At 69.9% G+C, this 14984-nt stretch carries 11 protein-coding genes and 1 pseudogene; 5 read left to right on the top strand and 7 right to left on the bottom strand.

All coding sequences use genetic code 11. The features are described from left to right. Positions 1–255: 255 nt before the first annotated feature. Positions 256–1107: an SMP-30/gluconolactonase/LRE family protein gene (locus ACZ4N5_RS23560; protein WP_467759029.1), complete on the bottom strand. Its 852-nt coding sequence runs from the start codon at positions 1105–1107 to the stop codon at positions 256–258. A 207-nt stretch (positions 1108–1314) separates the two neighbouring features. Between ACZ4N5_RS23560 and ACZ4N5_RS23555 the strand changes: the two genes are divergently transcribed. After that, positions 1315–3597 carry an MMPL family transporter gene (locus tag ACZ4N5_RS23555; RefSeq protein WP_467759028.1) on the top strand — a complete coding sequence of 761 codons (2283 nt, stop codon included), beginning with the start codon at positions 1315–1317 and terminating at the stop codon, positions 3595–3597. A 198-nt stretch (positions 3598–3795) separates the two neighbouring features. Then, positions 3796–4356, top strand: a complete 561-nt coding sequence (locus tag ACZ4N5_RS23550) for a GNAT family N-acetyltransferase (RefSeq protein ID WP_467759027.1) — start codon at positions 3796–3798, stop codon at positions 4354–4356. Here ACZ4N5_RS23550 and ACZ4N5_RS23545 read toward each other — a convergent pair. Then, positions 4317–4553 carry a DUF6296 family protein gene (locus ACZ4N5_RS23545; RefSeq protein WP_355850685.1) on the bottom strand — a complete coding sequence of 79 codons (237 nt, stop codon included), beginning with the start codon at positions 4551–4553 and terminating at the stop codon, positions 4317–4319. The genes ACZ4N5_RS23550 and ACZ4N5_RS23545 overlap by 40 nt on opposite strands. Positions 4554–4743: 190 nt before the next feature. Between ACZ4N5_RS23545 and ACZ4N5_RS23540 the strand changes: the two genes are divergently transcribed. Continuing rightward, on the top strand, positions 4744–7476 hold the full coding sequence (locus tag ACZ4N5_RS23540) for a SpoIIE family protein phosphatase (protein ID WP_467759026.1): 2733 nt from the start codon (positions 4744–4746) through the stop codon (positions 7474–7476). Positions 7477–7640: 164 nt separating this feature from the next. On the opposite strand, the gene ACZ4N5_RS23535 is transcribed toward ACZ4N5_RS23540, so the two are convergent. Together ACZ4N5_RS23535 and ACZ4N5_RS23530 are read right to left on the bottom strand one after the other, a co-directional pair. Further along, the gene (locus ACZ4N5_RS23535) at positions 7641–9254 is read right to left on the bottom strand and encodes an MFS transporter (RefSeq protein WP_467759025.1); all 1614 of its coding nucleotides are present in this window, start codon (positions 9252–9254) and stop codon (positions 7641–7643) included. Between the two features lie 111 nt (positions 9255–9365). Continuing rightward, positions 9366–9567: pseudogene (locus ACZ4N5_RS23530) on the bottom strand (ABC transporter permease); the annotation flags it as partial. A 482-nt stretch (positions 9568–10049) separates the two neighbouring features. Between ACZ4N5_RS23530 and ACZ4N5_RS23525 the strand changes: the two are divergent. After that, positions 10050–10664 carry a hypothetical protein gene (locus ACZ4N5_RS23525; RefSeq protein ID WP_467759024.1) on the top strand — a complete coding sequence of 205 codons (615 nt, stop codon included), beginning with the start codon at positions 10050–10052 and terminating at the stop codon, positions 10662–10664. A 374-nt stretch (positions 10665–11038) separates the two neighbouring features. Here the strand turns inward: ACZ4N5_RS23525 and ACZ4N5_RS23520 are convergent, their stop codons facing one another. The 3 genes from ACZ4N5_RS23520 to ACZ4N5_RS23510 all read right to left on the bottom strand — a co-directional run bounded on the left by ACZ4N5_RS23520 (position 11039) and on the right by ACZ4N5_RS23510 (position 13003). Then, complete coding sequence (locus ACZ4N5_RS23520) at positions 11039–11329, bottom strand: hypothetical protein (protein WP_467759023.1); 291 nt, start codon at positions 11327–11329, stop codon at positions 11039–11041. Positions 11330–11478: 149 nt separating this feature from the next. Then, the gene (locus tag ACZ4N5_RS23515) at positions 11479–11805 is read right to left on the bottom strand and encodes a carboxymuconolactone decarboxylase (RefSeq protein ID WP_467759022.1); all 327 of its coding nucleotides are present in this window, start codon (positions 11803–11805) and stop codon (positions 11479–11481) included. Positions 11806–12493: 688 nt separating this feature from the next. Continuing rightward, complete coding sequence (locus ACZ4N5_RS23510; RefSeq protein ID WP_467759021.1) at positions 12494–13003, bottom strand: DUF1269 domain-containing protein; 510 nt, start codon at positions 13001–13003, stop codon at positions 12494–12496. Between the two features lie 625 nt (positions 13004–13628). On the opposite strand from ACZ4N5_RS23510, the gene ACZ4N5_RS23505 reads away from it, so the two are divergent. Beyond that, positions 13629–14513, top strand: a complete 885-nt coding sequence (locus ACZ4N5_RS23505; protein ID WP_467759020.1) for a hypothetical protein — start codon at positions 13629–13631, stop codon at positions 14511–14513. Positions 14514–14984: the final 471 nt, after the last annotated feature.

The raw sequence follows: 14984 nt of genomic DNA, 5'->3' as shown, positions 1-14984 counted from the left end.
GACCGACGCACGCACCGCTCAACCCGCCCCCACTGGAGGGGAGTTGCTAGCCGACCCGTGCACCCCTCCCCCGACGCACGGCTTCCCCGCGCAGTCCGACTGGCGCCGCCCCGACGCACGAACTCCACGAAGCGCCCGACGCCACATTCCAGACGTACGGCTTCCCCGGGCCGCCCGGCGCCACCTCCCGGACACACGGCTTACCCGAACCATCCCCGGCGGCTTCCCCGTTGGGGTGCCCGACGGGCAACGGCGTCAGGGCCGGCCCGCTCCCGGCACCTCGACCCGCGTGGCGAGTACCCGACCGGAGCCGGGTGTCACCATCTCGGACTCCGTCATACCGCGCCAGGTGGCGGCCACGATGAACAGCGTCCGCCGGTCGTGGCCGCCCAGTACGCAGGCGAAGCCGCCCCGGTCGAGGTCGACCCGGTCCAGCACGGCGCCGCCCTCGGCGACGCGCACACAGCAACGGCCCGGTACATCGGCGTACCAGACGGCGTTCTGCGCGTCGACGCAGATGCCGTCCGGGGTTCCCTCTCCCAGGTCGGCCCAGACGCGGCGGCCCGACAGAGCGCCGTCCGCGCCGATGCCGAAGGCGACGAGACTGTGCCGGTAGGAGTCGGCGACGATCAAGGTGGAGCCGTCGGGGGTCACGGCCATCCCATTGGGGAACGCGATGTCGTCGGCCACCTCGCGCACCGAGCCGTCCGGGGTGACCAGCGACACCGAGCCCGGCCTGGCCGTCTCGCCCGTCATCGGGTCGAAGTCGGCCCGGTTCACGTAGGTGTTTCCGCGGCCGTCGACCACGATGTCGTTCCAGCCGGGCCGGCCCAGGTCCGCGTACGTGACCAGGGAGCCGTCGGCTTCCCGGCGGAGCAGCAGGCCGTCCGGGGAGGAGACGATCAGCATGCGGCCGTCGGGGAGCCGGTCGGTGCACAGCGGCAGCGACGCCACCCGGGCGACCACGTGGCTGTGGCCGCTCGCCGGGTCGAGGGCGAGGACCTCGCCCGCCGTCCAGTCGGAAAAGTACAGCCGGTCCCCGTGCCAGCGCGGTGACTCGACCAGCCCGTGTCCTTCGAGCAGCGTCCGTACCTCGTACATCCTCATCACAGCCTTCGTTCCGTACCGGCTCGGCACCGGTGCCCCACTGACAGAACGAACGGGCACCGGCCGGATCGACAGATCCCGGACTGCCGAACCGGTCGCCCGAGGTCGCCGCGCGGCTGATCCGCTCCTGATTCTCGGCGGGCCGCGATGATCGTCACGTCGTCTAATGACGGAGTCGGAGGTGTCGTCTTCCAGCAGGAGCAGCGCATGTCGGCGACGCAAGCCACTTCGCAGAGCAAGCCGGGCAAGCCGGGGAGACTGCAGCGGCTGGGCGAGTGGTGTGCCCGCCATTTCGTGATCGTGATCGTGGCCTGGCTCGTCGTGCTCGGCGTGCTGCAGGGGCTGAACCGCTCGTTCGGCGGAGAGTACTCGGACAATTTCACCCTTCCAGGGGTGCAGTCCACCGAAGGCCTGGACGTCCTCAAGAAGCACGACCCAGCGGCCGGCGGCTACAGCAGCCAGGTCGTGCTGCGCGACACGCAGAAGCCCCTGACGTCGCTGAGTTCGCAGATGAGCCAGACCGTCGGCGATCTGCAGAAGCTGCCGCACGTCCTGTCGGCGCAGAATCCGCTGCCGCCGCCGGGCTCGCAGCCGCCCTCGGGGCAGTCCCAGCAGCCGAACGTCGGACCGCTGTCCGACGACGGGAAGACCGGCTACATCACCGTCCGCTTCGATGTGCAGCCCTCGACCCTCGGCGACGCGTATCTCGACGGTGTGGACAGCGCCGTGCAGCCGCTGCGGTCAGCGGGCGTCGACGTCGAGTACGGCGGCCCGCTGGGCGAGTTGGCCAGGCCCGCCGCGAACGACCGGATCAGCGAGGCCATCGGCTTCGCGGTGGCGATCGTCGTCCTGCTCGTCGGATTCGGCAGCGTCATCGCGGCAGGCCTGCCGCTGGTGACCGCGCTGATCAGCGTGGTGGGCGGCCTGGCCTGTCTCGGCCTGCTGGCCGCCGCGTTCACCTTCGCGACGGTGTCACCGACACTCGCGACCATGATCGGCCTGGGCGTCGGCATCGACTACGCCCTGTTCCTGATCACCCGCCACCGGCAGAACCTCATCAACGGCGCCGATCCGGTGCGGGCGGCGGGCCGGGCCACCACCACCAGCGGGCGGGCCGTCCTCGTCTCCGGCTGCACGGTGATCATCGCCCTGGCCGGGCTGTCCGTCTCCGGTGTCTCCTTCATCAGCAAACTGGGCCTCGCGGCGGCGGTGACAGTCGTCTCGGCCGTCCTCGGCGCGCTGACCCTCGTACCCGCCCTGCTCGGGCTCGTCGGCACCCGCATCGACCGCTATCACCTGCGCAAGCCGGTCGCGGAGACGGATGCCGACCCCGGGACTCCCGCGCACGGCACCTGGCACCGCTACGCCCTTCGTGTGCAGCGGCATCCCTGGCGGTTCCTGTCCGGCGGCCTCTTCACGGTGCTGGTGCTGGCCATCCCGCTGTTCTCCATCCAGCTCGGGCACATCGGTGACGGCGCGGATCCCACCTCGTTCACGGACCGGCGGGCGTTCGACATCATGTCGGACGCCTTCGGGCCCGGCTCCAACGGTCCGCTGACCGTGGTCGTCGACCAGACCGACGTTCCGTCCAGTCAGCGTTCCGCGCTGGAGTCGCAGGCGCAGAAGACACTCAACGCCGTGTCGGGTGCGGCCGCGGTCACGCCGCTGACGACCACCCAGGACGGAGACGTGCTGGTGGGCACCGTCTTCTCCAAGGTGTCTCCGCAGAACCAGGACACCACCGACCTGACGAACCGTCTGGTCGACACCACGCTGCCGCAGGCCGTGTCCGGCACGTCCGCCAAGGGCTATGTCACCGGGACCACGGCCGCCCAGGTCGACTTCCGCAACATCGTCGCGAGCCGACTGCCCCTCATCATCCTCGTGGTGGTCGCGCTCGCCTTCATCATCATCCTGATCGTCTTCCGCGGACTGCTCGTCGCGTTGAAGGCGGCGGTCCTCAACGTGCTGTCCATCGCGGCCTCGTACGGTGTCGTCGTCGCCGTCTTCCAGTGGGGCTGGGGCGGGCCGGCGCTCGGGGTGTCGGGCAAAGTGCCCATCGAGAGCTATGTGCCGATGATGATGTTCGCGATCATCTTCGGGCTCAGCATGGACTACGAGATCTTCCTGCTGTCGCGGGTCCACGAGTTCTGGCTGCGCAGCGGGGACGCGAAGGCGAGTGTCGCGCACGCCCTGGAGATCACCGCCCGGGTCATCACCTGCGCGGCCCTGATCATGGTGAGCGTCTTCGCCGCGTTCATCGTGAGCGACAACATCGTGGTCAAGATGCTCGGACTCGGACTCGCCGTCAGCGTCCTGATCGACGCGACGGTCGTACGGCTGCTGCTCGTGCCGGCCGTGATGACCCTGCTCGGGGCCCGTGCGTGGTGGATTCCGCGCTGGCTGGACCGGATCCTCCCGCACATCGACCCGGAGGGCGAAGACACCCCGGCCGTCCCGAATCCGGCAGGCCCTTCGGCCACCGGGTGACACCGACGGCCACCGACGGGGCGCCGTACGGGCGTTCGCGCATCACTCCCCTTCGTACGACCCGCGTGACGTCGGTGGCGTACGTTCCGGGGCGCGCCGCAGGTCCTACCGGCATCGGGACACGCCGGACGCCCGGACCCCCACCGCGGCGGAGGAAATCCAAGTGCCCGGGGCCACCCGGGTCCCTAGCATGGCCGGATGCCACGACTCGAACGTCTCCGCCTCGACCACGCGCCCGCGCTGCTCGCGTTCGAGCGGGAGAACCGCGCCTACTTCGCCGCGTCGATCCCGGACCGCGGCGACGCCTACTTCACGCAGTTCGACGCCCGCCTTCGCGAGCTGCTGGCCGACCAGGAGGCGGGGCTGGACCTCTTCCATCTCGTGGTGGACGGCGCCGGCGCGGTGCTGGGGCGCTTCAACCTGTTCGCCGTGGCACAGGGCTCGGCGGAACTCGGCTACCGCGTCGCCGAGCGGGCCGCCGGGCGGGGGCTCGCCACGAACGCCGTCCGGGAGATCTGCGCCCTGGCCGCGGGCGAGCACGGCCTGAAAACCCTGCTGGCCAAAACGACCGCCGACAACACCGGGTCGCGGACCGTCCTGGCTCGCACGGGGTTCCTAGTCACCGGCGACATCGAACTGAACGGCCGCCCGGGCCTTCGCTTCGCGCTGGACCTCCCGGCCGCCGACGCGAAGCTCCCGGCCGGGCGCCGCGCGGCCGGTCAGGGAATCGGTTCGGCAGCCGGATTGATCGGGGACTGATAAGCGCCGCTGGCCAGCATGCGGACCTCGCCGGCCGGGCTGATCTCGGCGCGGAGAATGCCGGTGGGATCGCTGTACACCGGGTTGCCGCCCGGCCCGTGGGTAGTCGTCCGTTCGACGACCACCTCATCCGTCACCATGCGCGAATCCGGTCCGGGATGGGTGAAGGTCAGCCGGTAGCGGTCCACGGTCGTCATCTGGGCCTCCCGCGCCGAAGCGACAAATCCGGGTGGAAAGATACGTCTCCCATCATGCGGCCAGACGCCCGCGAGAGCAGCGTCGTCCGCGCAGGACCAACACTGCGACCTGCCCCACGAGCGGGACGGCAAACGCTCACTGTGCGTGATGCCCCTCGCCACCAGGCGTCCGGCAGTGTAGACATAGCACATGGTCGGACTATTGGGTCGAACCCGGGCTCAGTCGACCCGCCGCCCCAACACAGCGCACCATCAGCGTGGGTCACACGAAGGCAAGCACAGGCGCGGCCCGTCCAACGGGCTTCGTTCCGCGCTCAGCGGGCGCAGTGTCGCCGGACAGGTGTTCGTCCTGCAAGTGGTGATCGTGCTGCTCCTGGTCGTCGCCGCGGCGGTCGCACTGGTGCTCCAGGTACGGCACGACAGCACCCAGGAGGCCCGCAACCGCTCGCTCGCCGTCGCGGAGACCTTCGCCAACGCGCCCGGCACGCGCGCGGCGCTCAACGCCCCGCACCCCACGGCCCTGCTGCAACCCAGCGCCGAAGCCGCCCGCAAGGCGTCGAAGGTGGACTTCATCGTCGTGCTGAACACCGACGCGATCCGCTACACCCACCCCAAGCCCGACCGGATCGGAAAGAAGTTCGTCGGGACCACGGCACCTGTGCTGGCCGGGCACTCCATCACCGAGCAGATCAACGGGACGCTCGGACCGCTCGTGCAGGCCACGGTCCCCATCAAGGCACCCGACGGCAAGGTCGTCGGCATGGTGTCGGCCGGGATCACCACGGCGAACGTGGGCGGCGCCGCCGACCGCCAGCTGCCCCTGCTGCTGGGCGCCGCCGGCATCGCGCTCGCCCTGGCGACCACCAGCACCGCGCTGGTGAGCCGGCGCCTGCTGCGCCAGACGCATGGCCTCGGCCCGTACGAGATGACCCGGATGTACGAGCACCACGACGCCGTGCTGCACTCCGTCCGGGAGGGAGTGATCATCGTCGGCGATGAGGGGCAGTTGCTCCTGGCCAACGACGAGGCGACCCGCCTGCTCGACCTCCCCGCGGACGCCGAGGGACAGCACGTCCAGAAACTCGGCCTCGACGCCGGCACCGCCGAGCTGCTGGCCTCCGGGCGCGTCGCCACGGACGAGGTGCACCTGGTCGGGGACCAGCTCCTGGCCATCAACCAGCGGCCCACGGACCTGCAGGGCGGCCCGGCCGGCAGCGTCGCGACACTCCGTGACTCGACCGAACTGCGCGCGCTCTCCGGCCGGGCCGAGATCGCCCGCGAGCGGCTCAAACTCCTCTATGACGCCGGGGTGGGCATCGGTACGAGCCTGGACGTCACGCGGACGGCCGAGGAACTGGCGGAGGTCGCCGTCCCCCGGTTCGCGGACTTCGTCACCGTGGACCTGGCCGACGCCGTACTGAACGGACAGGAGCCGGACGCGGGCGCCGGCCTGCGCCGCACCGCCTCCGGCGGCATCCGCAAGGACGCCCCGCTCTATCCGGTCGGCCAGCACATCGGGTTCGTCCCCTCCACGCCTCAGGCCCACAGCCTCCGCACCGGCGAGGCCGTCGTCGAACCCGATCTCGGCGGCGCCCCGGGCTGGCTGGCCCAGGACCTCCAGCGCACCGCTCAGGTCGTCGACTACGGAATCCACTCCCTGATCACCGTCCCGCTGCGCGTCGGGCCCCTGGTCATGGGCGTGGTCAACTTCTGGCGCTCCGAGAAGCCCGAACCCTTCGACGTGGAGGATCTGGCCCTGGCCGAGGAGTTGGTCGCCCGCGCGGCGGTCTCCATCGACAACGCGCGCCGCTACACCCGCGAGCACACGATGGCCGTGACCCTGCAGCGCAGCCTGCTGCCGCGCACGCTGCCCGAGCAGAGCGCCCTCGACCTCGCCTACCGCTATCTCCCGGCGCAGGCGGGGGTCGGCGGCGACTGGTTCGACGTGCTGCCGCTGCCCGGCGCCCGGGTCGCCGTCGTCGTGGGCGATGTCGTCGGCCACGGACTGCTGGCCGCCGCGACGATGGGGCGGCTGCGTACGGCGGTCCACAATTTCTCCGCGCTCGATCTGCCGCCCGACGAGCTGCTCGGACTCCTGGACGAGCTGGTCGGCCGTATCGACCAGGACGAGACGACGGACGACGGCAGAGCCGCCGTCACGGGCGCCACCTGCGTGTACGCCGTCTACGACCCGACGACCCGGCGCTGCACGGTCGCCCGCGCCGGACATCCGCCGCCGGCGGTGATCCGTCCGGACGGCAGCGTCGAGTTCCCCGATGTTCCCGCCGGCCCGCCGCTCGGCCTGGGCGGTCTGCCGTTCGAGACGGCCGAGCTGGAACTGGCGGAGGGCAGCCGACTGGTCCTCTACACGGACGGCCTGGTCGAGGACCGGGAACGGGACATCGACGTCGGACTCGAACTGCTGCGCACGGCGCTGGCCGGGGCCGACCGCTCGCCGGAGGACACCTGCCAGGCCGTTCTGGACGCCCTTCTGCCGGCCCGGCCGAGCGATGACATCGCCCTGATCGTGGCCCGTACCCACGCCCTCGGTGCCGACCGGATCGCCTCGTGGGAGGTGAGGTCCGAACCGGCCGCCGTCGGCGAGGTGCGTGCCTCGGTCAGCCGGCAACTGGCGCGGTGGGGGCTCGACGAGATGGCGTTCACCACCGAGCTGATCCTCAGCGAGCTGGTGACCAACGCGATCCGCTACGGGAACGGGCCGATCGGGGTTCGCGTGCTGCTGGACCGCGCGCTGATCTGCGAGGTCTTCGACGCCAGCAGTACCTCACCGCATCTGCGGTACGCGGCGACGACGGACGAGGGCGGGCGCGGCCTGTTCCTGGTCGCACAGCTCACCGACCGCTGGGGCACCCGCTACACACCCGAGGGCAAGGTCATCTGGGCGGAACAGCCGCTGCCCTGAGTCGGCGGCTCAGGGCGCCTCCCGGACAACTCGGGGATCGACTCGACCGGGCGCAGGCCCGCCACCCGCCTGGAAGCCACCGGGCTCATCTCCCGCGGGCAGGAGTCAGCGTCGGGAGTCGGCTGGGGTGAGCGGACCGGGTGCGGCCGGGATCGGACGGTCCCTCACGGGCCTCCGGCTTCCCCGTCGGTGCCGCGCGCCGACGCGCCCGCCGCGTCGCCGGATCCGTCAGCGGGTGTGAGGGAAGCGGCGCCTCCCTGGAGCCGCTCCAGGTCGGAGGGGCGCACTTGGATGACGATCAGGGCGACCAGCGCGGCGAAGACGGCGAAGACGGCGGCCGCGACGAACGCTCCCGAGATGCCGGACGTCAGCACCTGTTGGCTCCAGGGCGCCGGCAGCTGTCCCGTTCTGCGGAACTGCAGCCGTTGCGCCGGGGTCGCCGTCGACAGGAAGTTCGCGACCTGGCTCGTGGCCTCGTTGCGGCTCGCGGTGCCGAAGACCGTGACCAGCACGGAGAGGCCGAGGGAGCCGCCGACCTGCTGGGTGGCGTTCAGGATGCCGGAGGCGGCACCCGTCTCCTTGGGCTGGACTCCGGACACCGCCATCAGCGTCAGCGACACGAACTGCAGGCCCATGCCGAATCCGAAGACCAGGGTGGGTCCGAGGATGCTGCCGAGATACGTGCTGTCGACGTCGGTCAGTGTCAGCCAGCCGAGGCCCAGGGCGCACAGGACCGCGCCCACGGCCATGAAGGGTTTGGGACCCCACCTGGGCAGCAGGTTCGAGGCGAATCCCGCGCCGACCGCGATGATCGCGCTCACCGGCAGGAAGGCGAAGCCGGCCTGCAGCGGGCTGAACCCGAGGATGTTCTGCACGAACAGGGTCAGGAAGAAGAACATCCCGAAGATGGCGGCGGACAGGCTCAGCATCATCGCGTAGACGCCCGCGCGGTTGCGGTCGCGGAACATCCACAGCGGCGTGATGGGCTGTCTCGACCGCCTTTCGGTGGCGACGAACGCGATGAGGAAGACCAGCGCCGCCCCGAAGGCCGCGAGGGTGATGGGGTTGCTCCAGCCCTTCTCCGAGGCCCGGATGAAGCCGTAGACCATCAGCACCATGCCCAGCGTGGAGGTGATGGCGCCCAGGAAGTCGAACTGGCCCGGGTGGCGCTCGGACTCCTTGATGTAGCGGGGGGTGGCGAGCACGATCAGCAGGCCGATGGGGATGTTCACGAAGAACACCCAGCGCCAGTCGAGCCACTCGACGAGGATGCCGCCCGCGAGCAGCCCGATCGCGCTGCCGCCCGCGGAGACGGCGGCGAACACGCCGAACGCCCTGTTGCGCTCGGGCCCTTCACGGAAGGTCGTGGTGATCAACGCCAGGGCGGTGGGCGACGCGATGGCCCCGCCGACGCCCTGCAGCGAGCGTGCGGCGAGCAACTGCCAGGATTCCTGGGAGAGTCCGCCGAGCAGCGACGCGAAGGCGAAGAGCAGCACGCCGAACATGAAGACCCGGCGTCTGCCGAGGATGTCACCGGAGCGTCCGCCGAGCAGCAGCAGACCACCGAAGGTCAGCGTGTAGGCGTTGATCACCCAGGAGAGGTTCTCGGTCGAGAAGCCGAGCGAGGTCTGGATGTGCGGCAGCGCGATGTTCACGATGGTGATGTCGAGGACCACCATCAGCTGACACGAGGCGAGGATGAAGAGCGCCATACCGCTGCCTCGTCCCCGCTGCGGGGACTCGGCAGACTCGGAGGATGTCACGTGATCGGCCGTCATGGGGGATGGCCCTGCATCTCGGGTCAGCGGTGAACATGGATGTTCACTCCATCGACGTTAAGCCTGACCGCCCGGCCTCACCAATCGATCAACCCGGCCCGGGCCGCCGGCTCACCTGGCCGGCCGGCCGAGCAGCGAGGAGGCGGACAGGACGCCGAGGGCCGCGGCCACGACCAGCACGCCGTAGTCGAGGGCCAGGTTCGAGGGTGTGCCGAGCAGCAGGCCGCGCAGGGCGTCGACTTGGTAGCTGAGCGGGTGGACCCTGCTGACGGCCCTGGAGCCGGCCGGGCATGACGGCCACCGGGTAGAGGGACTCATCCGCCCACACCCATCGCACCGCATCGCATCGCACCGCAGGCTGATCCAGCCGCCCAGACAAACCGACTGATTCCCTGGCGGCCGACAACCCGTGCTCGCGAAAGACCATGGTCATCCGTTTGAGGGATTCGCTCCGTTCCCGAACACCGCGGGTGCGTGCGGGACGCCGACCGTATGCGGCCGGCGCCTCCCATGGGCCCCACAGGGAGAGCAGCCCGCGAGTCGGAGATGCCTGCACAGCGGACCCGGCGCAAGATATTTACGCAATGTGCAGTTCGCCCCCTGCGGAAGAGGTGGCCGCCCGTGCGGGTCCGGACTTCACCAGCCTTGTCGCGGCGCGCCCTGCGGAAGCGAGATCCAGGTCGCAGGCTGACCCCCGAAACCCGCCAGACCGCCACTCGTGCGAACCGACATCCCATAAGCAACCCGCCCGGGGTTCGTCGTCGGCATGTGTCATTCGGCGAATCCCGTTGGCCGATGGCCGCGGCAGTCGTCACAGCGATCGCGCTGACCATGCTGCTCCCCGACGACCTTCGTCCGGCACCTCGCTGGGTGCTCCCTCTCATCGAGGGGCTGCTTCTGTTGGTACTGATCGCCGGCGACCCCCGCCGGATCAGCCGACGCTCGACAGTCCTGCGGACCGTGTCGATCGCCCTCGTCGGCGTCCTGGCCCTCAGCGCCGTTTGGTCGACCGCTCGCCTCGTCGACGACCTCGTCCACGGCGGAAAGGAGACCAACTCCGCCGTGAGCTTGCTGCAGGCCGGCGGCACGGTGTGGACCGGTACGGTCCTGGCCTTCTCCCTGCTCTACTTCGAACTCGACAGCGGAGGTGCCGCCGCCCGCGCCCACCACATGTCTCCGACACCAGCACTCGCCTTTCCCCAGCAGCTCAGCCCCGAACTGAACGCTGCCGACTGGCGCCCCCGCTTCATCGACTACCTCTACCTCGGGCTCACCAACGCCACCGCCTTCAGCCCCACCGACGTCATGCCACTGGCCCCCTGGGCAAAGATCGTCATGGGCGTTCAGTCCCTCGTCTCCCTGCTGATCCTCGGACTCGTCGTCGCCCGGGCCGTCAACGTGCTTGCCTAGCAACGGCGCGGACGGCCCGGGTCACCCGGACGGCTTCGTGGCGGTGCGTGCCGTACGCGGGTGCAGTGGATTGGACCTCGACGTAACCGCCTCGTACCCACGCTCGGTCTGGGTACGGGCCTGCTCGGCGGATGGCCTGACGACGCTCGTCGGCGTCGAGTTGGGCGCAATCGGATTCCAAGACCCCGGTGCGGGTGAGCGCAACGCGCCTGCCGCAGCCGCGCGTCAAGCCTGGCCGCCGGGAAACGACACCTCTGCCGCACCAGATGCATCGAGGATCGAATTTCATCACTGCTCATCAACGACGGCTGGGCAGAGCTGCATACACAACAACGTCGACGCTTCCCGAAGACCTTAAAGAGCTCGTAACAGGATCATGGGTGGGCCTTCTTGAGGCGTCGCCAGCAGATGAGGCCGCATGCCAGGGAGACGGAGGCGTCGTGGAGTTCGAGGCGTCGTTCCCATCGGATGGCGAGGCGTTTGAACTGGTGGAGGAGGGCGAAGGGCCTGCTCGACCGGCGACGGACCGGTCGCGTCTCCCCTTTTTTGGCGCGGCCGTGGGAGCCGTCCACGCACACGCGGGTCCAGTCGAGTTCGCCGGACGCGTTCAGCTCCGCGAACAGGATGCGGTGCCCGCGCAGCGAGACGGCCCGGCTCCTTGTCACGGGACAGATCACGGCCGACCTTCTGCTGGGGCATCGGCGGTTCTCCTGCCTGGCTCTGACGCCCCTGGGGACCACGGCAGTCGGAGGGCTGTCGTGGTCCCCTCACTTGGCAAGCCGTGTCGATTGTCTGTTCCTGGTGGCGGTCGGTCTCAGCCCTGGGCCTCGATCTCGGCGTCGGCGACAGCGATGGCGATGCCGAGCGCTGCTGTGATGTTGCCCGCCGCCGTCATGACGCGGGCTGTGCCCACGATGGGAGCGATGGCGACCAGGACGTCCTGCAACTGGGCCGCGGTGATGCCTGTTTCCATGGCGGGGCCGATATGAGCCATGTAGGAGATCGGCGGAGCCTCCGAGGCGGCCAGGGCCGCGATGCGCGTGAGCAGCAGCATGTCCGGGGCAAGCCCGCATCGTTCGATCGAGTCGACCGTCATCGCGGCGAGCGTGTCCAGGACAGGGGTTTCCGACGCAGTGGCCATGTCTGGGTGCCTTCCCGTGGGCTTCCGGCGCCGGGTGAGCAACGGTGGCGGTGCATCGAGCATCCGCGAGCGCCGGGCTTCCCCTCAACGGTAGATCCGCCCCGGGCACCCCGCATGGCGGCGCGGGCTGCGCCCGTCAGCGCAGGCGCCGCGGCCCGCTCACCGGCTTCTTAGAACATCCGCAGGTGCCTGGGCTTCCCGCAGCCCCGGGTTGGCGGCGAGTGCGGCGTCGTACCAGTTGCCGTAACGGCCCGCGAAGAACGGAGCGGACATTCCGTGCAACAGGTGCGCTGAGGCCGATGGTGACCGCGATGACTTGGCCGAGCATCCCGATGTCGGGCACACGCTCCTCCCGGTCGCGGTCCGGGGCCCGTCCGAACGCGCCGTGGACTCCGTCGCCTGATGGGCGTACGCCCATCAGGTCCGCACCGGCCGGGCGGGAACCTGGACCCAGGCACACCGCCATTGGATCGCCCTGGCCGCACTGCTGATCGTGGCTCTGGTCTTCGCGCTCTGGAACCACCCGACTGCCCTGACGATCCTGCTACTCGTCCTCATCCTCCTCGCCCTGCTCGCGCTCCTGGCCGCCTCCGGACGCGCCACCGCGGCCGGGGAACGGCGCATGAAGGGGGCCTGCCGCGGGCGGCAAGCCCGGCAGGGCCCCGCTCCACGACGGGAACAAGGCGGATCAGGCGACCTCGGTGGCTGCCTGCTGCACCGCCTTGTCGATGTCGTTCGTGCTGACATCGAGTTCCTTGGCGATCTGCTTCTCGGCCTTCAGCTCGGCCTTCTCCAGAGCTTGCGAGAGGGTGCTCGCGCCGACAATGACAAGGGCGGCTTCCCCTTCGTCGATGATCTCGCCGAACTCCTTGACGTCCGCTCGCGACATTCCGCGCCACAGGTGGCCGCCCACACCTCCCACGGCCGCGCCGACGAGCGCGGTGCCGATGACCGCCGGCGGGAACAGCAAGCCGACGACAGCCCCTGCGGCGGCTCCACCCCACGCCCCATGCCTGGTGGCCGTCTCGTCCTTGTTCACATGGACCTTGCCGGCTTCGTCCTTGGTGACCACGGAGGCGTCGTAGGTACCGACCGCACCGGCCGAGTGAAGATCCTTGACGATGTCGTAGTCGGCTCGCGCCGCGGCTTCGCTCGGATAGGTGCCGATATAGATGAAGACTGCGTCGGGCTTGGCCATGATGTCTCTCCCGTCTGCGCTCGCCGTGCTCGGCAGACCACGGCGACTGGGTGCGACCATCCACAAAGACCGTTGCAGACAGCCACCAACTTGCTCACATCTCCAATGCTGGGCGCTCCGCTCGAGGGTTGCATCCGCGTACTTCTCCTCCTCGCTCAGACTCGCTCCGTCCGTGGGAGAGGAAAAGATGGTCGGCTCGGCAGACTGCGAGGGGGACGGCTCGGCGGGCTGCGTCGAGGCGTCCGAGGGGGTGGCGGAGTCGGTCGGGTCGACGGCCCCCGCGACCGTCGACGACGGCGGGGACAGCGTCGGCGGGACCTGCGGCCCGGTGCCGGGAGTCTTCGGTGATGCGGAGGCCGTCGGTGGGACGGAGACCACCGGTGACGGATCACCTGTCCCGGCCCATGCCGTCCCGGCGCCGAGAACTCCTGCACCCAGTCCGAGCGCAAGGGCTTGAATCCATCTGCATCTGGAACGCAAGAAGATGCCTTTCCGTCTTGAAGAGGGCCGAACAGTGAGCGGGCCCTGAACTACCCAGAACCCGCACATATGTTCAATCGGGTGGCGATAGCGCACTAGTGAGCGATAACCGACATGGCATCAAATACGAGGACAGGGTGCAACGATGGACCGACTCCGCAAGACCGCGTGGGCGGCACTCCCTCTCCTGCTCCCCTTCCTGGCAGCCGGGCCGGCCTCGGCCTCGCCGCCCGGACCCTCGCTCCCGTTCGGAAGTGTCCGCTCGGTGCATCCCGGCGACACACTGACGGTCAACACCGCGGCCAGCGATGCCACTTACCTCGCAACGATCAACTCCCCTGCGTTCGTTGCGGCAGGGAAGCTGCGCATGATGCATCCGGTGCTGACCACCACCGTCACCATCGCCTGCGACGCCCGGCCTGGCACCTACCCGGTGACGCAACGCGGCGCCGGAGACGTGGGCCCGGACGAGCATCCGTTCCGATGGGCACAGGTGCGCGTAAAACCCGCCGACGAGGCGGCACGCCGCGCCTGCCGGAACAAGGCCAGGAAACTGCCTCCGCCCAGGCTGGAGGAGCGCTGGGCTCCGGACAGAACGTGGCCCCAGTCGGAATGGGACGTGCGGACCTTCCGGGCCGGCAGCCGCATTACGATCACGGACAACGACGACGAGGGATCGGACGGAGATATCACCCTCACCTCCCGCGCCTTCACCGACCGCCCCGTCCTGCGCGGCGCCAAAGCCGTCCTGACCGCCACCACCACCCTGACCTGCGACTCCGCACCCGGCATCTACGTCGTCTACCGGCACGACGTCGACCAGACCGGCCCCGACAAACCATGGGCCCGTCTGCGTATCGCCCCCGCCGCACCCGGAAAAGCCTGCGCTTCTCAGCAAGCTGCAAAGCACTCAGCCGGGACATCCCGCACCGGCACGGTGGCCTGGGCCGCGGGCGGCGTACTCCTCGCCGCCGCAGCCGGCGCCGCACTTCTTCTATGGGCCAACTCCCGCCGCACACGCTCCGCCTGAGGGCGCCTCGCCGCTCGTCGGCCGGCTTGGATCGCTGCTGCGTCGGCGCGATCGGACGGTCCGCGTACCCACACCGATCCCCAAGGTCACTGGCGGCACCAGTTGGGAGAAATGCTGGAGCGCCCAGATGCGATCGAGTATCAGGGCGCCCGGCGGCGCAGTCGCCACGCTGCTGCTGATCACCACGATGGGCTGTGGTGGGCGGTCCGACGCGAAGACGCACGGAGGGTTCGCCGGCGCTGGTGTGGTGACGCAGCCGCGGTGTCCGACACCGCATCGCCCACGAAGGCATCGAGTCCTCCGAACGGCCGGGACGCCACTGCTGGGCCATCGAGCACACCAAGAGGCCAGGCTCGCCGGATGCCGCCGCCTCCACCGCCGCCACATGCGCAGGCCATGCACTTCCTGGCCTTCACCGGCATCGCCTGCCCCTCGTCCCCTACCGCGGACTCGCCACATGAGTCGATCTCC

It is taken from the genome of Streptomyces sp. NPDC026500, from assembly GCF_055567635.1.
This window is presented reverse-complemented; position numbering and strand designations above follow the sequence as displayed.